At 68.8% G+C, this 22,354-nt stretch carries 19 protein-coding genes; 10 read left to right on the forward strand and 9 right to left on the reverse strand.

The features are described 5' to 3' along the window. Positions 1 to 108 precede the first annotated feature (108 nt). Positions 109 to 795 (forward strand): GAF and ANTAR domain-containing protein, encoded by a 687-nt coding sequence (locus tag ACLJQ7_RS00345; RefSeq protein WP_410646052.1) that lies wholly within the window; start codon positions 109 to 111, stop codon positions 793 to 795. Positions 796 to 949: 154 nt separating this feature from the next. Then, entirely contained in the window at positions 950 to 1,507 is a 558-nt protein-coding gene (gene pspAB, locus ACLJQ7_RS00350; protein WP_410646053.1) for a PspA-associated protein PspAB, read from the forward strand. A 15-nt stretch (positions 1,508 to 1,522) separates the two neighbouring features. Here pspAB and ACLJQ7_RS00355 read toward each other — a convergent pair whose 3' ends face one another. Further along, positions 1,523 to 1,792, reverse strand: coding sequence for a hypothetical protein (locus ACLJQ7_RS00355; protein ID WP_410646054.1), 270 nt, complete (start codon positions 1,790 to 1,792; stop codon positions 1,523 to 1,525). 332 nt (positions 1,793 to 2,124) lie between these two features. Here ACLJQ7_RS00355 and ACLJQ7_RS00360 point away from each other — a divergent pair, with 332 nt between their 5' ends. From ACLJQ7_RS00360 to ACLJQ7_RS00370, 3 genes are read left to right on the forward strand one after another with little or no spacing between them, the layout of a single operon-like run. Then, positions 2,125 to 2,808, forward strand: coding sequence for a response regulator (locus ACLJQ7_RS00360; protein ID WP_410646055.1), 684 nt, complete (start codon positions 2,125 to 2,127; stop codon positions 2,806 to 2,808). Positions 2,809 to 2,840: 32 nt separating this feature from the next. Then, the gene (locus ACLJQ7_RS00365; protein ID WP_410646056.1) at positions 2,841 to 3,911 is read left to right on the forward strand and encodes a PAS domain S-box protein; all 1,071 of its coding nucleotides are present in this window, start codon (positions 2,841 to 2,843) and stop codon (positions 3,909 to 3,911) included. Between the two features lie 21 nt (positions 3,912 to 3,932). Then, a complete protein-coding gene (locus tag ACLJQ7_RS00370) occupies positions 3,933 to 8,438 on the forward strand; it encodes a HAMP domain-containing protein (protein ID WP_410646057.1) in 4,506 nt (1,501 codons plus the stop codon). Positions 8,439 to 8,446: 8 nt separating this feature from the next. Here the strand turns inward: ACLJQ7_RS00370 and ACLJQ7_RS00375 are convergent, their stop codons facing one another. Together ACLJQ7_RS00375 and ACLJQ7_RS00380 are read right to left on the reverse strand one after the other, a co-directional pair. Then, complete coding sequence (locus ACLJQ7_RS00375) at positions 8,447 to 8,851, reverse strand: response regulator transcription factor (RefSeq protein WP_410646058.1); 405 nt, start codon at positions 8,849 to 8,851, stop codon at positions 8,447 to 8,449. A gap of 71 nt (positions 8,852 to 8,922) precedes the next feature. Continuing rightward, on the reverse strand, positions 8,923 to 9,228 hold the full coding sequence (locus ACLJQ7_RS00380; protein ID WP_410646059.1) for an ANTAR domain-containing protein: 306 nt from the start codon (positions 9,226 to 9,228) through the stop codon (positions 8,923 to 8,925). Positions 9,229 to 9,416: 188 nt separating this feature from the next. Here ACLJQ7_RS00380 and ACLJQ7_RS00385 point away from each other — a divergent pair, with 188 nt between their 5' ends. Then, complete coding sequence (locus tag ACLJQ7_RS00385) at positions 9,417 to 10,049, forward strand: response regulator (RefSeq protein WP_410646060.1); 633 nt, start codon at positions 9,417 to 9,419, stop codon at positions 10,047 to 10,049. A 15-nt stretch (positions 10,050 to 10,064) separates the two neighbouring features. Here ACLJQ7_RS00385 and ACLJQ7_RS00390 read toward each other — a convergent pair whose 3' ends face one another. Next, positions 10,065 to 11,042, reverse strand: coding sequence for an Acg family FMN-binding oxidoreductase (locus ACLJQ7_RS00390; protein ID WP_410646061.1), 978 nt, complete (start codon positions 11,040 to 11,042; stop codon positions 10,065 to 10,067). A 130-nt stretch (positions 11,043 to 11,172) separates the two neighbouring features. Between ACLJQ7_RS00390 and ACLJQ7_RS00395 the strand changes: the two genes are divergently transcribed. Beyond that, positions 11,173 to 12,915: a GAF domain-containing sensor histidine kinase gene (locus ACLJQ7_RS00395; RefSeq protein WP_410646062.1), complete on the forward strand. Its 1,743-nt coding sequence runs from the start codon at positions 11,173 to 11,175 to the stop codon at positions 12,913 to 12,915. Between the two features lie 6 nt (positions 12,916 to 12,921). Here ACLJQ7_RS00395 and ACLJQ7_RS00400 read toward each other — a convergent pair whose 3' ends face one another. Next, positions 12,922 to 13,218, reverse strand: a complete 297-nt coding sequence (locus tag ACLJQ7_RS00400; RefSeq protein WP_410646063.1) for a dsRBD fold-containing protein — start codon at positions 13,216 to 13,218, stop codon at positions 12,922 to 12,924. Between the two features lie 254 nt (positions 13,219 to 13,472). Between ACLJQ7_RS00400 and ACLJQ7_RS00405 the strand changes: the two genes are divergently transcribed. Further along, on the forward strand, positions 13,473 to 14,621 hold the full coding sequence (locus ACLJQ7_RS00405) for a DUF6528 family protein (RefSeq protein ID WP_410646064.1): 1,149 nt from the start codon (positions 13,473 to 13,475) through the stop codon (positions 14,619 to 14,621). A gap of 168 nt (positions 14,622 to 14,789) precedes the next feature. On the opposite strand, the gene ACLJQ7_RS00410 is transcribed toward ACLJQ7_RS00405, so the two are convergent. Both ACLJQ7_RS00410 and ACLJQ7_RS00415 read right to left on the reverse strand, forming a co-directional pair. Next, entirely contained in the window at positions 14,790 to 15,779 is a 990-nt protein-coding gene (locus ACLJQ7_RS00410; RefSeq protein ID WP_410646065.1) for an alpha/beta fold hydrolase, read from the reverse strand. Between the two features lie 64 nt (positions 15,780 to 15,843). Beyond that, on the reverse strand, positions 15,844 to 16,821 hold the full coding sequence (locus tag ACLJQ7_RS00415; RefSeq protein WP_410646066.1) for a GlxA family transcriptional regulator: 978 nt from the start codon (positions 16,819 to 16,821) through the stop codon (positions 15,844 to 15,846). Positions 16,822 to 17,074: 253 nt separating this feature from the next. Between ACLJQ7_RS00415 and ACLJQ7_RS00420 the strand changes: the two genes are divergently transcribed. Further along, positions 17,075 to 17,698 (forward strand): hypothetical protein, encoded by a 624-nt coding sequence (locus ACLJQ7_RS00420; protein WP_410646067.1) that lies wholly within the window; start codon positions 17,075 to 17,077, stop codon positions 17,696 to 17,698. A 1-nt stretch (position 17,699) separates the two neighbouring features. Here the strand turns inward: ACLJQ7_RS00420 and ACLJQ7_RS00425 are convergent, their stop codons facing one another. Then, positions 17,700 to 18,515 (reverse strand): response regulator transcription factor, encoded by an 816-nt coding sequence (locus tag ACLJQ7_RS00425; protein ID WP_410646068.1) that lies wholly within the window; start codon positions 18,513 to 18,515, stop codon positions 17,700 to 17,702. A 108-nt stretch (positions 18,516 to 18,623) separates the two neighbouring features. Between ACLJQ7_RS00425 and ACLJQ7_RS00430 the strand changes: the two genes are divergently transcribed. Next, on the forward strand, positions 18,624 to 20,273 hold the full coding sequence (locus ACLJQ7_RS00430) for an AMP-binding protein (protein WP_410646069.1): 1,650 nt from the start codon (positions 18,624 to 18,626) through the stop codon (positions 20,271 to 20,273). Here ACLJQ7_RS00430 and ACLJQ7_RS00435 read toward each other — a convergent pair. Beyond that, the gene (locus ACLJQ7_RS00435; RefSeq protein ID WP_410646070.1) at positions 20,230 to 22,299 is read right to left on the reverse strand and encodes an AMP-binding protein; all 2,070 of its coding nucleotides are present in this window, start codon (positions 22,297 to 22,299) and stop codon (positions 20,230 to 20,232) included. The two genes, ACLJQ7_RS00430 and ACLJQ7_RS00435, sit on opposite strands and share 44 nt — an antisense overlap. Positions 22,300 to 22,354 lie beyond the last annotated feature (55 nt).

Raw genomic sequence — 22,354 nt, forward strand, 5'->3', positions numbered from 1 at the left:
ATCGTTATCCGGCCGAGATCAACGGTCGTCGCCGTCCGTGACGCCGTCGGTACAGGATCCTCCATCTGGTCGTTGCCGCTGGTCGCGGTGGGGGCCAGAATCGCTCGGGTGAGCAGCTGGCGAGCGGACCGGGAACCCGCGGTCTGTGCCGCCTTCGCGAGCTTGACCGCGAGCGTCACGGAAGACCTCGAGCCGGATCGGGTCGTGGACACCTTGTCCAGCGAATGCGCGCGGCTGCTGCCGATCGATTCCACGGAGGTCTTTTTGCCGGGTCTCGAACTCGAACGCCATCCCGCGGTGGTCGACGAAGGGCCGGCGCGCGAGTCGTTCGAGACCGGGAACGACATCGCCGTCCACGACCTTTCGGCGGAGGTTTCGCGCTGGCCGGATTACGTCGCCAGAACGGCGGGGAAGGGCTATGCCGCGGTTTCCGCGCTTCCGCTGCGCACGATGGATGAAACTGTCGGCGCGATCGCCTTTCTCAGTGCCGAAACCATGGTCTTGAGTGCCGAAGACCGCCGTCTTGGCCGGGCGCTCGCCGACGTCGCGACTTTGTGTCTCCTGCAGCAGCGGGAATTACGCCACTATCGGACGCTGTCGGAACAGTTGCAGACCGCGCTCGACAGCCGGATCGTCATCGAACAGGCGAAAGGCATGCTCGCCGAACGCGTCGGTGTCGACCTCGGTACCGCGTTCCGTCGCTTGCGTTCCTTTGCCCGCAGTTCCAACAGGAAGCTGTCGGAGGTGGCGCGCGGCGTCGTCGAAGGCACACTGGACACCCGGGAACTCCGGTGACGAGACCGGTGACGGCCGCCGGAAAGCGGACAAGGGCTGGTAGGGCCGTTCGTCACCGGATCTGGGGACTTGTCCCGGACAGTGCGCGACCGTGCGGCCCTAGGGCGGGAGGGCGTAATCGGAAAGGCTTCACGCAGAAGGGTGCGGTGAAGTCATGGCGTTGTTGGGAAGTCTGCGCGTGCGGAGCCGGTCGGTGCGGCCGAGCCTGCTTCCGTTGCTGGAGTTGAGGTCCGCGGCAGTGACCCTGCGGTCCGGGTATGGGCTGGCGCCCACCGGGTCGGGGACGGTCTGCTTCGTCGCGGAAGGCCGTCCGGGCGAGGGGACGGAGGCGGAGTTCGTCGCCGGGCTGGCCGGGGACTCCGTCCGCCGCAACGTGGTCGACCACGACGGGCTCGGGCGGACGATCGTGCGCTGCTGGCGGGACAACGGCGACCTCGGCCGGTTGCTCGACGACCTCGCCGACGTGAACGAGCGGCTGGCCCAGGCCGGGTTCGCGTCCTGGTTGCTGCACACGACGGTCGACTTCGCCGAGCTGCGCGACCTGCGCCATCCCAAGCTGACCATGGTCTATCGCCGGGAGCGCGGGACTTTCTACCCGTATGCGCCTCGCGGGAGCCGCGGCCGGGACAGGGCGCTGGAACTGAAGATCCGCTCGTCGCTGACCAGGGTCGTGCCGATGGAGTCCGACATCGGCCGGTGGCGCCCGGTGTGACGGGCGCCCGCCAGGTCAGCCGGGCGCGCCGCTGAGCCAGCCGCGCAGTCGCTGGACGCGCCGGTCCCGCGGATTCCATCCCGGGAACCGGCACCGCGACCGCGTGGCCAAGGCCGCGCCGTCGAGATGCCGGATGGCGGTTAGGACGTCGTCGAGCAACGAAGTGTGCGTTTCGGGTTTCGCCACGCCCTCCGGCAGCCGATCGGGTTCGGCCGCGACCCGTGCCCGGCGGGCGGCGGCACGCGTGCCGGGACGGCGGCGGGTCTCGCAGATCCTCGTGGTCACGTCCCGCTCATCCTTCCCACGCGCTCGGTCCGGCAATCGTCACATACGACGATGCGCCACCGAGGGCCGTTCCGGTCACCGCCGAAGGTTGTGCCCTCGAGGGCACAAAGACCCCACTCGGTCCCCAGGCGAGTACGGTGGGTCACGGGTTGGCCTCGAAACGACGGCCGGAGCGGTAGCCGGTGGGACAATGCGCCGGCTTCGGTGTGTTCCGTCTCCGGGCACGCGAGGCCCGCGAATGCGCACCAGGGTGAACGCGGCCGAGGACGGATTGATTTCCGGGAATCTGCCCGACAATGGTCCGGCGAGACCACGATCGACGGAGAAGGTGCATGCCGAACCCGACCTCCCCGCAGCCCGCGCCCGCTCCGACGACACGACCGATCCGGGTGCTGCTCGTCGAGGACCACAAGATGGTGGCCGAAGCACTGGGCGCGGCCTTCGAGGAATTCCCGGAGATCGACCTGGTGGCGTCGGTGGAGTCCTTGGCGCACGGGATGATCGCCGCCGGGGAGCACCTGCCCGACATCGTGCTGCTCGATCGGCGGCTGCCGGACGGCGACGGGATCGAGGCGATCGCCGGGTTCCGCGTGATCTCGCCGTCGAGCAGGGTGCTGGTGCTGACCGGGGACGCGAACAGTGCCATCGCCGCCAGGATCCTGGAGGTCGGCGGGGCCGGGCTGCTGCTGAAATCCGGTCTCCTCGACGAATTGGTCACGGCGATCCGGACCATCGCGGCGGGCGACGTGGTCATCGACCCCGAACTGCTCGGCGGGGCGCTGGCCATGCTGGCAGGCAGTCCGGGCAGCCTCGGGCCGGTACTGACCCTGAGGGAACGGCAGGTGCTCGGGCTGATCGCCGAAGGCGCGGGAACCGACCGGATCGCCGAAGAGTTGCGGCTGGCGCGGAATACCGTGCGGAATCACGTGCAGCGGATCCTGGTGAAGACCGGGACCCATTCGAAACTCGAAGCCGTGGCGCACGCGCGCAAGAATGGCCTCCTCGAACGGCCGTAGCGGGGAGACGTACCCGAGTGCCAAGCTGCACTATGGCCATGCCGCCATCGGAACGGACGCCTGAACACCGCAGCGCTGTGCTCTTCGAGTTGTTCATGCACAGCGTCGTCGACTACGCCATTTACCTGCTGGACGTCGACGGCCGGGTGATCAGCTGGAATCCGGGGGCGGAGCGGATCAAGGGCTATTCCGAGGAGGAGATCCTCGGCCGTCATTTCTCCGTTTTCTACACCGAGAGCGATGTCGCCGACGGTAAACCCACCTCGGAACTGCTGGTCGCCGCCGAGATGGGGAGCCACGAGGAGGAGGGCTGGCGCGTCCGGTGCGGCGGCGAACGGTTCTGGGCCAACACCGTGATCACCGCCTTACGGGACGACCAAGGCGAACTCGTCGGTTTCGGCAAGGTCACCCGTGATCTCACCGAACGCCGGAAAACACTGGAGGAAAAGTCCGAACGACGCCAGGCCTTCGCACATTTGGTCCGGGCACAGGAAACCGAACGTCGCCGTATCGCGTGGGATGTTCACGACGATTCCATTCAGTCGATGATAGCGGTGAGCATGCGGTTGCAGATGCTCGCCGCGCAACGGCGGGATCCCGCTTTGCGGCAACTCGACGAAGCGATTCAAGGGGCGATCCGACGATTACGGATCCTCGTCGCCCAATTGCGGCCGCCCGCGCTGAACGACGACGACCTCGTCGGTTCCGTCCGCGATTACCTCGACGAGGTCGTCGCGGGCTGGGGGCTCGACTCCACACTGCGGCACGATCTCGGCGTCAAACCGCCGCCGGATCTCGTCGTCACCACCTTCCGGATCCTGCAGGAGGCGTTGGTGAACGTGCGTAAACACGCCAACGCCACCTCCGTCGTGGTCGCGCTGACCGGACAGGACGGGGGTCTCCTCGTGACGGTCACCGACGACGGCGACGGGATGAAGGCGGACGGCGAGACCGCGCACGAATCGGGGTCGGGCGAGCACATCGGCATGGCGTCGATGCGTGAACGTGCCGAAGCGGCGCAAGGCTGGTTCCGGATCTCCAGCAGACCCGGCGAAGGTACGTCGGTGACCTTCTGGATTCCGGTGGGCCCTCCCCAGAGATAGTCAGGACAAGGAGGCTTTTCGATGCCGGAGCCGGGAAGCAAGCGCGGATCGAGAGAGCCGGTCCGGGTCGGCGGGGCGATCGACGACCAGGGTCTGCAGCGGCTGCTGGAGGGGCTGAAGGCCGTCCGCGACGGTGATTTCAGCACCCGGCTGCCTCAGGTGGACGACGTCCTGATGGACGAAATGGCGCTCGTCTTCAACGGGATGGTCGATCAGCTGGCGTTGTTCACCTCCGAGGTCACCCGGGTCGCGCGCGAGGTGGGCACCGACGGGAAACTCGGCGGACAGGCGGCGGTTCCCTCGGTTTCGGGGACCTGGAAGGACCTCACCGATTCGGTGAACGCGATGGCGGGCAACCTCACCGGCCAGGTCCGCGACATCGCCGAGGTCGCGACCGCGGTGGCGAAGGGTGATCTGTCGCAGAAGATCACCGTCGACGTCAAGGGCGAGATGCTCGAGTTGAAGAACACGATCAACACGATGGTGGATCAGTTGTCGTCGTTCGCGGATGAGGTCACGCGGGTGGCGCGTGAGGTCGGCAGCGAGGGGCGGCTGGGCGGGCAGGCGGAAGTCCCCGGGGTGGCGGGGACGTGGCGGGATCTGACGACGTCGGTGAACTTCATGGCGGGCAACCTGACCGATCAGGTGCGGTCGATCGCCGAGGTCACGACCGCGGTGGCGAAAGGCGACCTGTCGCAGAAGATCACGGTCGACGCGCGGGGCGAGATCCTGGAGTTGAAGAACACGATCAACACGATGGTGGATCAGTTGTCGTCGTTCGCGGACGAGGTCACGCGGGTGGCGCGGGAAGTCGGTACCGAAGGAGCGCTCGGCGGACAGGCCCAGGTGCCCGGGGTGGCCGGCACCTGGCGGGATCTGACGACGTCGGTGAACTTCATGGCCGGCAACCTCACCGCGCAGGTCCGCTCCATCGCCCAGGTGGCCACGGCGGTGGCGAAAGGCGATCTGTCGCAGAAGATCACGGTCGACGCGCGGGGCGAGATCCTGGAGTTGAAGAACACGATCAACACGATGGTGGATCAGTTGTCGTCGTTCGCGGATGAGGTCACGCGGGTGGCGCGCGAAGTCGGCACGGAGGGGCGGCTGGGTGGTCAGGCGGACGTCAAGGGTGTGTCGGGGACCTGGAAGGGCCTGACCGAGTCGGTGAACGTCATGGCCGACAACCTGACCGATCAGGTGCGGTCGATCGCCGAGGTCACCACGGCGGTGGCGAAAGGCGATCTGTCGCAGAAGATCCGCGTCGACGCCCGCGGCGAGATTCTGGAACTCAAGGACACGATCAACACGATGGTCGGCCAGTTGTCGTCGTTCGCCGACGAGGTCACGCGGGTGGCGCGGGAAGTCGGCACGGAGGGGCGGCTGGGTGGTCAGGCGGACGTCAAAGGCGTGTCGGGGACCTGGAAGGGCCTGACCGAGTCGGTCAATGTCATGGCCGACAACCTGACCGACCAGGTGCGGTCCATCGCCCAGGTCGCGACGGCGGTCGCCAGGGGCGACCTGTCGCAGAAGATCACCGTCGAGGCCAAGGGCGAGGTCGCCGCGCTCGCGCAGACGATCAACACGATGGTCGACACGCTGTCGGCCTTCGCGGACGAGGTCACGCGCGTGGCGCGCGAGGTCGGCACCGAGGGCATCCTCGGCGGGCAGGCCAGGGTGCCGAACGTCGCCGGGACCTGGAAGGACCTCACCGACAACGTCAACTCGATGGCGAACAACCTCACCGGCCAGGTCCGCAACATCGCGCAGGTGACCACCGCGGTCGCGCAGGGCGACCTGTCCCGCAAGATCGACGTCGACGCCCGCGGCGAGATCCTGGAGCTGAAGACCACCATCAACACGATGGTCGACCAGCTTTCCGCGTTCGCCGCGGAGGTCACGCGCGTCGCGCGCGAGGTCGGCAGTGAGGGTCGGCTCGGCGGCCAGGCCGAGGTCGAAGGCGTTTCGGGCACCTGGAAACGGCTGACGGAGAACGTCAACGAGCTGGCCGGGAATCTGACCCGCCAGGTCAGGGCGATCGCCGAGGTCACCAGCGCGGTGGCCACCGGCGACCTCACCCGGTCGATCTCCGTCGAGGCGCAGGGAGAGGTCGCGGAACTCAAGGACAACATCAACGCGATGGTCCAGTCGCTGCGCGAGACCACGCGGGCGAACGAGGAACAGGACTGGCTCAACACCAACCTGGCCAGGATCTCCGGCCTGATGCAGGGGCACCGGGACCTGCGGGTGGTGGCGACGCTCATCATGAACGAGCTGACCCCGCTCGTCGGCGCCCAGCACGGGACGCTGTTCCTCACCGAATCCGGTGAACACGGCACCCGGCTGCGGCTGATCACCAGCTACGGGCACAGCGAAGACCCGGACACGCCCGCGGAGTTCGCGATGGGGCAGTCGCTGATCGGCCAGGCCGCGCAGACCAAGAAACCGATCGTGGTCGACCGGACGCCGCCGGGTTTCGTGAAGATCTCGTCGAGCCTCGGCTCCGCCCCACCGGTCACCCTGATCGTGTTGCCGATCGTCTTCGAGGACCAGGTGCTCGGCGTCATCGAACTGGCGTCTTTCGGCGAATTCACCGCCGTCCGCAAGGATTTCCTAGAACAACTGATGGAGACCATCGGGGTCAACGTCAACACGATCATCGCCAACGCGCGGACCGACTCGCTGCTGGAGGAGTCCCAGCGGCTCGCCGAGGAGCTCCAGACCCGTTCGGAGGAACTCCAGGCGCAGCAGGCGAAACTTCAGGTGTCCAACGCGGAACTGGAGGAGAAGGCCGAACTCCTCGCGCGGCAGAATCGCGACATCGAGGTGAAGAACTTCGAGATCGAGCAGGCTCGCCAGGAGATCGAGGAACGCGCGCGGCAGCTGGCGCTGGCCTCGAAGTACAAGTCGGAGTTCCTGGCGAACATGTCGCACGAACTCCGTACCCCGTTGACCAGCCTGCTGATCCTCGCCGGCGTCCTGTCGCAGAACTCGACCCAGAACCTGACGCCCAAACAGGTCGAGTTCGCCAAGGTGATCCAGTCGGCGGGCACCGACCTGCTGCAGCTGATCAACGACATCCTCGACCTGTCGAAGGTCGAGGCGGGCAAGATGGACATCCACCACGAGCCGTTCCCGCTGCGCCAGCTGCTCGACTACGTCGGCACGACCTTCCGTCCGCTGACCGCGGAGAAGGGGCTCGACTTCCAGGTCACCGTCGAACCGAACGTGCCGGAACTGCTCTTCACCGACGAGCAGCGGCTGCGGCAGGTGCTGCGGAACCTGCTGTCGAACGCGGTCAAGTTCACCGAAGACGGCAGCGTCGAACTGCGGGTCGGACTGGTCGACACCGTCGTTTCGCCGTCGAGGGCGTTCCCACACGAATCACTGGTGGCGTTCAGCGTCATCGACACCGGGATCGGGATCGCCGAGGAGAACCTCGAATCGATCTTCGGGGCCTTCCAGCAGGCCGACGGGACCACCAGCCGCAAGTACGGCGGTACCGGGCTCGGCCTGTCGATCAGCCGCGAGGTCGCGTACCTGCTCGGCGGTGAGATCCGGGCGGACAGTGTGCTGGGGACGGGCAGCAGCTTCACCCTCTACCTGCCGGTGGCCAGGTTCGCCGCGCCGGCGAGCCTCGACGGGTCCACTGTGGACAACAGCGGTTCGGAACGGCGGGTCCTGGTCGTGGAGGGCGAACGGAACAGCCTGCTGACCTTGCTCGCCCGCGGTGTCGCGGCCGACGTCGCGGACAGCCACGGCTCGGTCCAGGTCCGGGCGGTGGCCGATCCGGCGGAAGCGTTCGAGGAAGTGAAGCGGGAAAGCTATCGCTGCGTCGTACTCGACACCAGCATCCCGGGGACGAGCGCGTTGAGTTTCCTCAAACGGCTCGCCGAGGGGCCGGACCCTGTCGAGGTTCCGGTGCTGGCCTATGCGACGCGCAAGCTCAGCGCGGCGCAGGACCGGTTGCTGCACGGGCACGCGAAGGTGCATCCGGTCGAACTGCTGCCGTCGCTGGACATGTTGCGGGAACGCATCATGCTGCACATCTCGGCCAGCGAACTCGAAGGCATCCTGCCGCTGATGCAGCAACCGGAGCAGACGGCGCCGTCGTCGGACGACCAGCCGTCCGGACCGCCCGCCGGTCCGCCGCGGTTGCGAGGGCGCAAGGTCCTGCTCGTCGACGACGACCCCCGCAACGTGTACGCGATCTCCGGGATGCTCGAACTGCACGGACTTTCGGTCGTGCACGCGCCCAACGGCCGCAAGGGCATCGAGGAACTGCTGGCCGACGACGGTATCGACCTGATCCTGATGGACGTGATGATGCCCGAGATGGACGGCCACGCGACGACCGCCGCGATCCGCGAGATGCCGAAGTTCGCCGGCCTGCCGATCATCACGGTGACCGCGAAAGCGATGGAAGGGGACCGGGAGAAGAGTCTCGCCGCCGGGGCGAGCGACTACGTCACCAAACCCGTGAACGCGGAGGAACTGCTGGCGTGCATGGAACGCTGGCTCGCGGACTGAGCGGCGGGCTACTCCGTCCCGTTGGCCTTGGTCGCACAGACGCGGCGGATGGCCGCGATGATCTCCGTGTTGGGGCTGCCCTTCACGAGGTATTCGGTGACGCCCGCGGACGCCATCTGGGCGATGGACCGGGTGTCGCTGTGCGCGGAGAACGCCATCAGCCGGGTATGGGGCACCCTCCGCCGGATCTCCCGCGCCATCCACGCGCCGCCTCCACCGGGAATCCGCACGTCCAGCAGGGCGACCTCCGGGACCAGCAGTTCCGCGAGCGCGACCGCTTCACCGGCGTCGAGCGCGACGGCGACCACCTCGATGTCCGGTTCGGATTCCAAGAGGGCGCACAGGGCGTCGCCGATGACCGGGTTGTCGTCGGCGACGAGCACCCGGAGCCTGGGGAGCGGCGTTCGGTTCATCACCCGGTCCGAGCCCGCGCTGTCTGCGGCTCCGGTGGTGGTCGCGGGCCCCCCGCCGAACTTGGCGCGACTCAGCAAGAGATCCGGCGGTCGCCTTCGCTGGGCTGCTCGATGAGCGTCCTGGCGACATCGTGGATCTTCATGTTGTTGTTGCGGCAGAACGAGCGCAGGAGTTCGAACGCCGCGTCGATGTCGATCTGGTAACGCTCGGCGAGGATTCCCTTCGCCTGTTCGATGGGCAGCCGGTGGTCCAGCGCGTACTGGAGTTGTTCGGCGCGGGCCCGGTAGAAGCTGATGCGGTCGCGCATGGCCACGAGGTCGTCGGCCGGATCGGGAGATCCGGCCGAAGGGGCCGTCGAAAGCGTGGTCTCGGACATGGGGTGATCGTCGCAGCGGCCGGACTGCTCCGGAAGAAGAGAACGTCCTGACTCGAATGATGCAAATGAACCTGGTCCGGTCGGCGGCAGCCACTCGAACGGGCGCCGAACAGGGCCCTTTGGCCTGTCGCAGTGACCGGTCGTGCGCCGTACGCTCTCATCCGAGGGGGGAAACCGTGGAGGTCGGAATGCTCCGGGTGTTTCTGGTCGACGACCACGAGGTGGTCCGTCGAGGGGTCGCGGACATGCTCGAGGAGGACGACGGCCTGTGCGTCGTCGGTCAGGCCGCCACGTTTTCCCAAGCGCTGGCGAGGATTCCGGCATTGCGGCCGGACGTCGCCGTGCTCGACGTCCGGCTGCCGGACGGCAACGGCGTCGAACTCGCCAGGGAACTGCGCTCCAAGATGCCCGAACTGGAATGCCTGATGCTCACGTCCTACACCGACGAACAGGCGATGCTGGACGCGATCATGGCGGGCGCGAGCGGTTACGTCATCAAGGACATCCGGGGGATGGACCTGGTTGCGGCGGTCAAGGAGGTCGGCCTCGGCCGGTCGTTGCTGGACGCGCGGGCCGCCGCGACGCTGATGGCGAAGTTCCGCGACGACGCCGCCAAGAAGGGCCCGCTCGCCGGGCTTTCCGACCAGGAACGCACCCTGCTGGAACTGATCGGCGAGGGACTGACGAACCGGCAGATCGCCGAGCGGATGTTCCTCGCGGAGAAGACCGTGAAGAACTACGTGTCCCGGCTGCTGACGAAACTCGGGATGCAGCGGCGTACTCAGGCGGCCGTGCTGGCCACGGAACTGCGGCGGCAGTGAAGGCTTCGGCCCGGCTCAAGCGGAAATGAGCGTTTCGAGCAGCATGTCCTCCAACGGTCGGCGCGGCGTCCACGACAACGGCGACCCGTAGCCCACCCGCAGCAGCACCTGCGGCCACACGCCGCAGCCGAGGAGACGCCGGAGTTCGGCGCGGGCCCCGCGGACCATGATCGGTGGCGAGATGAACGACGCGTCGAGTCCCGCGCAGGTCGCGGTCAGCAGGACCCGTTGCAGTGCCTGGCCCGCCTGCAGCCGGTCGAGACGGTCGTCGGTCAGCGACGCGATCACCACCACGAGCGGGGAAGGTGGCGTGCCGTCGTGGGCTTCGCCGAATTCGTCGAGGAGCCAGCTTTCGTCGGCGGGGGAGCCTTCCGTCGCGTAGGACGGCACCCCGTCGCGAGTGCTCGCGCCAAGGCCGGTCCAGCGGTCGAGCTCGGCGAGGAACGCGGGGTCGGAGAGTTGCTCCCGCCGGGCGCGGGAGGTGAGGTCGTGCAGCAGACGGCACTGGTCGGCGTCGAGGCTGGACATCCACGCGTGCTCGAGTTCGGTCGCGTGGCGGAGCGCGGTCAGCGTGGGTTCCGGGACGGCGTTGGTCAGGAACGGCCGCCGGTTGGTCCGTCGGCGGGGGATCGCACGGGCGAGCCGGACGACCTTCGGATCCGGCGTGCGCTCGGCGAGCGGGCGGACGACGGCCAGCAGATCGGGATCGGCACGGCTCGGCATCAGGGTCGTCGCCGGATGGAAGCCCAGTGCGTGAATCGCCGTCCGGAGGGTGAACAGGGCCGCACCGCACGAGAGAACGATTTCCCGGCCGTCCGGATCCGTGGCGGGCAGAAGCCGGCGCGGATCGGCGTGGACTTCGATCCCGCTGGCGGTGCACCGGAAGAGCCACGGCTGGATGTTGTGCGTCGACGGGGCCAACGTGGCCGACCGGAGCACGGAATTCACCTGTTCGGAGTTCAAACGTCCGACCCTGGTGACTTGTAAGGTCATGGTTTCCCCCGCCGCCGCGCCACGGGCAATAAGGTTGTCTCGTGAGACGGTCCCCGCCCGCGGTGCGGGGCCGAAAGAGGAGAAAGTCACCACGGCAGCGAGTCGTCCCGATCTTCGGAGGCGCGGCAGGATGTCGGCTCAAGACCGGCTGGACGGAAACGACGACCGGATCACCGGCGCCCTTTCCCAGCTGCGGATTCGTGAGGTGCTGCGGGATCTCCAGGGCCGCATCGAACGGCTCATCGGCACCCGCGACAAGATGGACGGCCTGCTCGAAGCGGTGCTCGCGGTCGCGTCGGGGCTGGAACTGGACGCGACGCTGCGCCGAATCGTGCAGGCGGCCATCGATCTCGGCGAAGCCACCTACGGCGCGCTGGGGGTGATCGCGGACGACGGATCGCTCGCCGAATTCGTCTATCTCGGCATCGACGGCGAGACGAAGGAACAGATCGGGCATCTCCCGAAAGGGCACGGGCTGCTGGGTTTCGTCATCGACGAGGCGAAACCGGTGCGGCTGGCCGACATCTCGCGGCATCCCGCGTCGGCCGGGTTCCCGCCGCGCCATCCGCCGATGCGCTCGTTCCTCGGGGTGCCGATCCGGGTCCGCGACGAAGTGTTCGGGAATCTCTATCTCACCGAGAAACGCGGGGAGAATTTCACCGACGACGACGAGGTGGTCGTCCAGGCGCTCGCCGCCGCGGCCGGGATCGCGATCGAGAACGCCCATCTCTACGAGCGGGCGCGGATCCGTCAGCAGTGGCAGGCCGCCACCAGTGAGGTGACCACGGAACTGCTGGGCGGCACCGATCCGGTCGACGCGCTCAACCTGATCGCGGGCCGGGCCTTGGAACTGACCGGTTCCGACCTCACCCTGCTGGCACTGCCCGGTCCCGGACGGCTCGACGTCAGCCCGGGCGGGGAGGACGAGGCCGACGAACTCACCATCGCCGTCTGCGCGGGCGCGCGGGCGGCGGAGCTGACCGGGACGCGGATCGGTGTCGCCACCTCGTTGCCGGGGGCGGTCTACCGCGACCGGACCCCGCGCAGCGTGCCCGAACTCGTGCTCGGCGCCCAGGAGGAATTGCGCCTCGGCCCGACGCTGGTGGTGCCGCTCCGGGCACGGGAACGGACGTCCGGCGTGCTGATGGCGGTGCGGAACCCCGGCGCCGTCCCGTTCGAACACGCCCAGTTGCCGGTGGTGGCGTCGTTCGCCGACCAGGCCGCGCTCGCGCTGCAACTGGCGGCCCGGCAGCGCACGGCGAGGGAACTCGACGTACTCGCCGACCGCGACCGGATCGCCAGGGATCTGCACGACCACGTGATCCAGCGGCTGTTCGCGGTCGGTCTCGCGATGCAGAGCACCCACCGCCGCGCGGACTCGCCGGAACTGCGGCGGCGGATCGGCGAGAGCATCGACCAGATGCACGAGATCGTGCACGAGATCCGCACGGCGATCTTCGATCTCCACGGCGGCGAGGCGGGCCAGCGGGGAGTGCGGCTGCGGCACCGGCTCTACGACTCGATCGCCGAACTCACCGACGACACCCCCATCCACCCGACGGTCAGCCTGTCCGGACCACTCGACTCGATTCCGCTCGCCTTCGCCGAACACGCCGAAGTGGTGGTGCGGGAAACGGTCGGCAACGTGGTCCGGCACGCGCGCGCGAGCGGGGTTTCGGTGAGCGTCGCGGTGAAGGAGGACGTCGTGCGGATCGTCGTCACCGACGACGGCGCCGGGATCGACGGTGAGCCCGGCGGGCCCGGCGGGCTGCGGAACCTGCGCGATCGCGCGGAGAGGGCAGGCGGAGCGTTCCAGGCGGAGACGCGAAAAGAGGGCGGAACCAGGATCGAGTGGTCCGCCCCCTTGCGCTGATCGCGGTCAGTTCGTCGACTGCGTGGCGAGGACCCCGTCCACTTCGATCGAGCGGGCGACGTCGGAGGCGACGGTCTCCAGCAGTTCCGCCGTGAGGTCCGAAAGCGCCCGCGTCACCGCCAGGTACGAGCCGATCTGGGAGGCCGAACCGTTTCTCAGCCCGGCCTCCGCGATTCCGACACCGACGAACTCGCCGCCGTCTTCGAGCCGGAGCAACGCTTCCGCGCGCACCCGGTACGGCTCGTGCTGCAGGGAAACATCGATCGTCCACTTGTCCGTCATCGTCGGCTCCGTTCCGGTCATCGAGGCTCCCATCACCGCCGTTCGTGGCACAGGGTCCTAAGTCTTCGCTCCCGGGTATCGGGGGCGAAAGTCCTCGGAGTTCGTGACCGGCGGCCGCTGCGGTCGCCGGGTACCCCGGCCGAAGGTGGACCAACCCTCGTCTTCGGAGAGCCCACGATGCAGATCCCGTTGCCGGCTCACGTCGACCGGGAGCGGATCGACGTGTGGCTCGACCGCGCCCGAGTGCTCCGGATCGCCGTCCGTCAGGCGCGGCGATGTCAATCCGCCCGCACACCGTGTTGCGCTTCGGGTACGGCCGTCCGGTGCCGATGACGGCCCGCGCCGATCGGCGAGGTACTGCTCCGGCGGTCCGGGGCGAGCCTCTGATCCGGGGTCATCTCGTCGACATCCACGTTTCGGGCCGCCGCCACCCGCCCGTCATCCGCGGCGGGTTCGGTCTCCCTATGAAGATCATGTGGAAATCCTTGGCGGCGCTGGTCATCGCGGGCCTTTCGGTCGCGGCGTCCGCGCCGGCGGCGGCGGACGCGGGCGCACGCGATCGCGGTTCGATCGTCATCACCGAGCAGGCGTCCAAGCGGATCCTGGTCCTGCCCGCCGACCGGGCCTCCTGGCAGAACCGGAAGGTGAGCTGGGCGTGGGCGCCGAACTCCGCCAACGGGCTGGCGGACCTGGCGGGTTCGTGGAGCAACCCGAGCGACGCGAAGCTCGCCGAGCGTGGTGGCGAGAAGTACCTGTTGACGTCGGCGTCGGGCGGTTTCGCCGCCGTTGTGCCATATCCGGCGGGCGACCGGGCCTACTGGGCCGCGAACGTAGGCGGACCCGCCAACCCTCACAGCATCGAACTGCTGCCGGACGGGAACGTCGCCGTGGCGGCCAGCACCGGTGGCTGGGTGCGGATCTACACCGCTTCGCAGGGGCAGCGTTCGACGGCCTACACCGAATACCGGCTGGTGGGAGCGCACGGCGTGGTGTGGGACGCCGGTCGCAACGTGTTGTGGGCGCTGGGCACCGACGTGCTCGTCGCGTTGAAGGTCGGCGGTACGCCCGGGGCGCCGGTGCTCACCGAGCAGCGGTCCGTGCCGGTGCCGACGAAGGGCGGGCACGATCTTCAGCCCATCCCGCACCGGTCGGATCTGCTGTGGGTGACCACGGAAGCGGGCGTGTACCAGTTCTCGAAGACGAGTGGCGGGTTCACGCAGCGCTACGCGGGGGCTCGGGAGATCGACCGGCCGCATGTGAAGAGTGTGTCGACGAACCCGCGGACCGGGCAGGTCCTGACCGCCTCGGTGCAAGAGGGGCATCTTTGCACGTGGTGCACGGACACCGTCCGGCTGGCCTTTCCACGCGCCGAGCTGGCGCTGCACGGCGCGTGGATCTACAAGGCCCGCTGGTGGATCGGTTGAGCTGAACTTCCATGTCGGTACCGGCCGTTCGGGGGGCTGCCCGGCCGGTACCGACACACCAGAGAAGAGGGGACCCCGTCGCGAGAATGACGCGTGGCCGCGTCTTTCACCTGACCGAGTGAATCGGTCCGTTCGGCGGGCGGCGTTGACCCATTCGGGGTAGGCGCCTCAGCCGAGGAAGGTCCGCAGCTCGTCGATGACCGTCCGCGGCTGCTCCTCCGCGACGAAGTGCCCGGAACCGGAGACCTTCCGCACCCGGACGTCGACCGCCTTGGTCGGCAGGACCGCGGCGAGGTAGTCGTAGTTGAACTCGGAGCCCAGGCCCAGCATCGGGGCGGTGATCTTCGCGTAGGCCTTCTGATCTTCGATGTCCGTACCGAACGCCTGGTACCAGCCGTTCCCGGCGCGGATCGCGTCCGGGCGGTCGTACGCGGCGGCGTAGATCGCCCGGTCCCTGGCCCCGATCGAGGCCGGGTCGGCCGCGAGATGGTCGAACATCCAGTCGACGAGAAAACGCGACCGGCCGGCCAGCAGCTGTTCGGGCAGGGTCACGACCTGGTTGAAGGCGAACCACCAGACGTTCACCGGTTGCCCGGGCGGAGCCAGCATGGGGAGCTGGTACAGGCTTTCGTCGGGATGCGAGACGTCCATGAGCGTGACGGTCTTCGTCGCCTCGGGATGGTTGGCGGCGAAGGCGAACGCGACCATGGCACCGATGTCGTGCCCGGCGATATGCGCCTGCCGGAGGCCCAGCGTGCGCAGGAGTTCGAAGATGTCGCGGGCCATCGTCTTCTTGTCGTACCCGCCTTGGGGTTTGCCCGAACCGCCCATGCCCCGCAGGTCGACGGCGATGACGCGGTACCGCTTCGCCAGCTCCGGCATGACCTTGCGGTACTGCCACCACGTCTCTGGCCAGCCAGGCAGCAGGATCAGCGGCTCGCCCCGGCCACCGGCGACGTAGTGCAGCCGGGTCCCGTTGACGTGGGCGTATTCGCTACGGAACCCGCCGGGGAGGGAGCGGGCGAGTTCCGCGTCGCCCGGGGCGCCGGACTGGCCGGCCTCGGCGATGCCACCCGAGGCCACCAGCGCGGCCGCGGCCCCCGCGCCGAGGGTGAGCATGGAGCGGCGGTTGAGAAAGGAACGGCTGTCTTCGGTCATGCCTCGATCGTGGCCGGGCCGAGGCACCGGGCGTGAGCGGTGTTTTCGCCAACCGGGGTCGGTTTCAGGACAGCATGGGTTCGGGCACGGCCAGCCTGGTCCCGAACGTCTCCCGGTAGGACACCGGCGTGACCCCGACCTGCCGCCGGAAATGCGGGCGAAGCGCGGCGGACGAGGAGAATCCGCAGTACCTGGCGATCTCGTCGACCGGGAGATCGGTGGATTCGAGCAACTGCTGCGCGCGGATGACGCGCTGGTGGGTGAGCCACGTGCCGGGCGCGGCACCGGTGATCTCACGGAACCGGCGATCGTAGTTGCGCCTGCTCATATGCGCCCGCCTGGCGAGTTCGTCGACCGGGAGCGCCGTGTCCAGCCGGGTCAGCGCCCAGGCCATCGTCTCCGACACCGGGTCGCCCTCGTCGAGTTCCGGCATCGGCGACTCGATGTACTGAGACTGCCCGCCGGGCCGGTGCGGCGGGACGACCATGCCCTTCGCCAGCCGGTTCGCCACCTCCGCGCCGCACCACGAGCGGATCAGGTGCAGGCCGAGGTCCATCCCCGCCGCGCCGCCACCCGCGGTCAGGATGTCGCCGTCGTCGATGTAGAGCACCGATTCGTCGAGGAGGACGGCAGGGAACCGGGCGGCGAGCAGCGGGGCCATCGCCCAGTGCGTGGTCGCGGGGCGTCCGTCGAGCAATCCGGCCGCGGCCAGGACGAAGGCGCCGCTGCACAGCCCGGCGACCCGGGCCCCTCGATCGTGCGCCGCGCGGAGCGCCTCCAGCGCGGCTTCGGGCGGATCCTCCATGGGGGACCGCCAGTTCGGGACCAGCACCAGATCCGCGTCCCGGACCGCGCCGAGGTCTTCGGGGACCGGCACGGTCAGCCCGCCGCCTCGCAGCGCTGTCCCCGGTTCGCCTCCGACCACCTTCAGTTCGAGGTCGGGCAGTTCCCCGAAGGCCGAAGCCATCTCGAACACGCCGAACGCGAAGGACATCGCGCCGAGCGACGCCCCGTTGAAGACCACCACGGCCAGTCGTCTCATGGACCGATCCTAGGGGCTTCGTGAGTGGTAAGGACGGTTTTCAAACGCGGTCCGTGAAGGCCTCCTTGAGGGACTCTGGGTCCCTCAAGGAGGCCTTCACGGACCTGCGACCAAGGCCGCCACATGCGTACCTGCCTGAGACCGGGCAGTCCTACCACTCACGAGGCCCGACCTGCGGCGGAGCCGGTTTCCGACTGTCCGAAGGGGACGGTAGATTCCTCGCGCACAGGTTGCTCGGGGGAAGGAAGCATCGATGTCGTACCCGCAAGGGCCGCAGTGGCAGCAGGGCCAGCCCCAGCAACCACATCCCCAGCAGCAGTACCCCCAGGCGCAGTACCCCCAGCAGCAGTACCCGCAGCAGGGCTACCCGCCGCCAGGCTACGGCGGGCCGCAGTACCCGGGACAGCAGCCGCCGAAGAAGGGCAACGGCCTCCTGATCGGGCTGATCGCCGGTGGTGGCGCGCTCCTGGTGGTCGTCTTCGTGATCCTCGCCTTCGTGGCGCCCGGATTCCTGCTGAGCGACAGCAAGTCCTCGAAGTCGGCGGGCGCGACGCAGGCCCCGCTGCACCTCAATTGGGGTCCGGTGCTGGCGGGCAAGTTCGTGCTCGCGGTGTTCGGTGACGAGCCCGCCAAGGCCGCCGAATCGGCCTGCGCGGATTCGAAGGACAAGATCCGGGCCGCGGCGAAGGCCTTCGGCGACCGGAACGCGTCGCTGAAGGCCGAGGAGCCGAAGCAGGTGGGGCCGGACCTGATCTCGGTGACCATGTCCGGAACGCTGAACTACGAAGAGAACTTCACCACGACCATGGAGGTCCGGCGGGAAGGCGCCGACAAGTACTGCATCTCCTCGGTGTCACCGTTGCCGCCGCCGTCCTGAGTCAGGGGAGCAGGCCGATCCGCCGCGCGTGCGTGACGGCCTGCAACCGGGAGGTCGCGTCGAGCTTGCGCATCGCGTCCCGCAGGTAACTCTTGACCGTCTCCGCGGTCAGCCCCAGCCGGTGCGCGATCTCGGCGTTCGTCAGGCCGAGTGCGACGAGCGCGACGGTGTCCAGTTCCCTGGGCGCCAGGCGCACCACCGGGGAAGCGACGCCGGTGAGGTCGTCGCACAACGCGTCGAGACGGTCACGGAGAACGCCGTCGGCGATCTGGCCGGAGAGTGCCCGGAGCTCGCCGTAGACCTCGCGCAGCCGTTCGCGCGGTGCGGCCTCCTCGCGATGCTTCGCCAACGGCCGTGCTTCCGCCAGCCGCCGCTCGATCTCGTCCTCGACGGCCAAGGTCTGTTCGAGATCGCGCGCCGCGTGCAGGGCGGCGGTGATCGTCCGGTCGGACAGGGTGGCTTCGTCGCGCAGGCCTCCGTAGAGGACGGCGCGGACCCGGCGTCGTACGACGACGGGAATCGCGACCACCGAGTGGATGCCCTCGTCGCGAACCGGCTCGTCGTAGTCGTGACTGATCGTGGTGGCGCTGTGGTAGTCGTTGGCGACCACCGGCCGGGTCAGCGCGAGGGCCTTGCCTCCGAGGCCGCAGCCCGCGCGGACGGACAGGCCGTTCAGCGCGGTGCCGCGGTTGCCGAGGAACGCGGTCAGCCGCATCCGAGGTGAGGCGCCGGCGATCCCGGCGAAGCCGACCGGCAGGCCGGTGTCCCGGCGCAGGTCCGAGACCGCGCCGAGCAGCTGGGCGTCGTCGACCGGCATCGGCTCACCCTCCTCGGTGATCCCCCTCGATCGGGGGTGGTGGACGGATCGGGCCCGCCCGCACGATTTCCGGAACTGTACGCCTTCGTCAACGTCCCGGGAGAAACCATGACCGAAGCCCACGTCCGGCGGTTGCTCGAGGTCTACGACGACGAGCGGGCCTGCGCGGCGACGCTGTTGTGCGATCGGCATCCGGCGGAAGCGGTCGCGTTCACCGTGGTCGAAGCGGATCTGACCAGCCGCGATCTCACCTACGGCGAACTGCGCGAACAGTCGGAACGCTTCGCCGGGGCACTGGCCGGCCTCGGGGTCGGGACGGGAGACCGGGTCGCGACGTTGATGGGCAAGTCGGCGGAGCTGGTCGTGGCGCTGCTGGCGATCTGGCGGCTGGGCGCGGTGCACGTCCCGCTGTTCACCGCGTTCGCGCCGCCCGCCATCGCGCTGCGCGTCACCGGCAACGACACGAAGGTCGTCATCGCCGACGCCGGTCAGCGTTCGAAGCTGACGCCGTCCGCCGATCTGCCGGACGACCCTTCGCGGCGGATCGTGGTCGTCGGTGACGGCGAGGCGGGCGATCTGTCGTTCCAGGAGCTGCTGGCCGACGCGGCGCCGCTGCGGGGAGCCGTGGTGACCGGTGGGTTCGGGGTCTTGGTCGAGCTGTTCACCTCCGGGACCACGGGAACGCCCAAGGCCGTCCCGATTCCGCTCCGCGCGCTCGCGGGTTTCCAGGCGTACCAAGACTTCGCGCTCGACGTCCGCGCCGACGACGTCTTCTGGAACGCCGCCGACCCGGGCTGGGCCTACGGTCTGTACTACGCGATCATGACGCCGATGGCGACCGGCAGGCGGAGTCTGTTGCTGCACGCGGGATTCTCCGCCGAACTGACGTGGGCGGTGCTGGAGCGGTTCGGTGTCACCAACTTCGCCGCCGCTCCGACGGTGTATCGCGCGCTCCGGAACTCGGCCGCCCCGGTGCCGGAGGGTCTCCGGCTGCGGCACTGCTCGTCGGCGGGGGAACCGTTGACGCCGGATGTCCTGGACTGGGCGTCGTCGAAGCTCGGCGTCTGCGTTTACGACCACTATGGACAGACGGAACTCGGCATGGTGGTGGGCAACGCGTGGCATCCGGACCTTCGTGCGGAGGTCAAACCCGGCTCGATGGGGCGTGTCCTGCCGGGCTTCGCGGTCGAGGTCCTTCGTGAAGACGCCGACGTGGTGGCGGAGCCGGGAGAACGGGGACGCGTCGCCGTGGATCTCCCGGCGAGCCCGCTGGTGTGGTTCCGGGGTTACCGCGACGCGCCCGAGCACTCCGCCGCCCGTTTCAGCCCAGACGGCCGCTGGTACTACACCGGCGACGTGGCCGCCAAGGACGCCGACGGTTACTTGACCTTCGCTTCGCGGGACGACGACGTCATCCTGATGGCGGGCTACCGAATCGGCCCGTTCGACGTGGAAAGCGTTCTGCAGCGGCATTCCGCGGTGGCGGAATGCGCCGTCGTCGGCGTTCCGGACGCGTTGCGCGGCGAGGTGGTCGTGGCGTACGTGGTGGCGAGGGACGGCGTTTCCGCGGACACCGCATTGGTGGCCGACTTGCAGCAGCTGGTGAAGACCCGGTTCGCCGCGCACGCCTACCCGCGTGAGGTCCACTTCGTGCCGGAATTGCCGAAGACTCCCAGCGGGAAGATCCAGCGGTTTCTCCTGCGGGAGCGGCATGCTACTGATCGATCGGCCAGGTTTCGTCCCGCAGCAACCGCTTGAGCACTTTGCCGGTCGCGTTCCGGGGCAGCTCCTCGACGAAGTACACGTCCCGCGGAACCGCGAAGCGGGCCAGCCGGTGGTGGATGTAGGCGCGGACGTCGTCCGCGCTCATGTGGGCGCCGCGTTTCGGCACGATGTACGCCGCGAACCGTTGCCCGAACTCGCGATCCGGCACGCCGATCACCGCGGCTTCGTGGACGCCGGGCAGGGCGACGATGGCCTCCTCGACCGGGCGAGGGGACACGTTCTCCCCACCGGACACGATCATCTCGTCCGCCCGGCCGGTGACGAAGAGCCGTCCGGCGGCGTCCTGGTAGCCGACGTCGCCGGTCGCCATCAGGTTCTCCGCGCGGGGCACGCTGGCACCGTCGGTGTAGCCCTCGAAAAGCATGTCGTTGCCGACGAAGATCTGTCCCTCCCAGCCCGGCGGGACACGATCGTGGTCGTCGTCGAGGATGGCGACGCGGGTGCCGGGCGGGCAGCGGCCGGCGGTGGTCGGCGCGGCGCGCAAGTCTTCGGGCGTGGCGATGCTGGCCCACGAAACCTCCGTGGAGCCGTAGAAGTTGTAGAGCACGTCGCCGAAGGTGTCCATGAACTCGGTGACGATCGTGCCCGGCAGCGCGGATCCGCTGCTGGCGACGATCCGCAGTGACGACAGGTCGTAGCGGGCGCGGATCCGTTCCGGCAGATCGAGGATGCGCTGCAACATGATGGGCACGGCGAACAGCACACCGCAGCGATGTTCGGCGATGGTCCGCAGTATCTCCTCGGCGTCGAACCGGCGGATCAGCGACAAGGAGGCGCGCACGGCCATCCCGATCTGCATCCCGGCGAGCCCCCAACTGTGGAACAGCGGCGCGGCCACCACGAACCGGTCTCCGGAGTGGAGGGGGATACGGTCGAGCATGGCGGCCGACGTCGACAGCCCTTTCGGGGTCGGGCGGCGCGCGCCCTTGGGGGTACCCGAGGTGCCGGACGTGAGGACGACGAGCCTCCCGATCCGGTCCACCGGTTTGAGTTTGGTGGCGGGCACCCCGGCGATCAGCTGATCGATCGTCGGATAGCCGTTCTCGGTCTCCGGCCAGGTGGACAGCCGCAGGAAATCGCCGGGGATTCCGGCGATGATCCGCGAGAACTCGTCGTCGGCGAGCACCGCGACGGGTTTGTGCAGCCCGATCACGTCCGCGACCGCGCCGGCGGAAAGCCCGGTGTTGAGCAGGATCGCGTCCACGCCGAGTTTGCTGCACGCGATCAGCGACTCGACCATCGCGGCGTGGTTCCGGCACAGCAGGGCGATCCGGTCGCGGGCGCGCACTCCGCGTGCCGCGAGCGCGTTCGCGAGCTGGTTGCTGCGATCGGCCGCCTGCTTGAACGTCCGGACGTTGCGCTCGTCGTGCAACGCGACTTCGTCGGGTACGCGGGCGGCGTTGGCCGAGTAGCCACCGGCGACTGTGGCCCCCCATTGCGACAACGAGGTGAGCTGCCGCGCGATCTTGTCCGGGCGCGCGGCCGCGAGTACCCCGGCCTTGATCAGTGTGCTCGCCGTGTGCAGGGTGGTGGCCTTGGTGTGCGCCGGTTCATCCTGGGGCGACGCCGCCCGGCCCGAAAGGTGCAGATCGATCCGGCGGGCCGTCGCGCGGACGGTGCGTTTGAAGGACGCGGCGGACACCAGACCGGCGTGCGGTGGCGGAAGCATCAGTTGCGCGGTGAGTTCGGTGCCGCCGCCGGAAGCCTGCCGCAGCTCGACCGAGACCCAGATTCCGTCGTTCTCGACGCCGCACCAGACGACGTGTTCGCCCGGCCGCCAGACGCGGGCTTCGATGTCACCGACGACGAGTGTTCCCGGCCGCGGCTCCAGCCGGACGAGGCATTTCGGACCGCGCCCGCGTTCGGCGGGGCGCTGGATCTCGCACCAGCTGATCTCCGCGACGAACCTCGAGTAGGACTGGGGATCGCCGATCACTTCCCAAACCTGGCCGGGGGAATGCCCCAGAATCGAGCTCGCCTGGACCACATCGTCTCGCATGCGATTCGCCTCACCACGCGCGTTCGGGTGTTGACCGGGCCGCTGCCGGGGCCTC

The sequence above is a fragment of the Amycolatopsis sp. cmx-4-54 genome, from assembly GCF_046548895.1.
Classification (GTDB): Bacteria; Actinomycetota; Actinomycetes; order Mycobacteriales; family Pseudonocardiaceae; genus Amycolatopsis.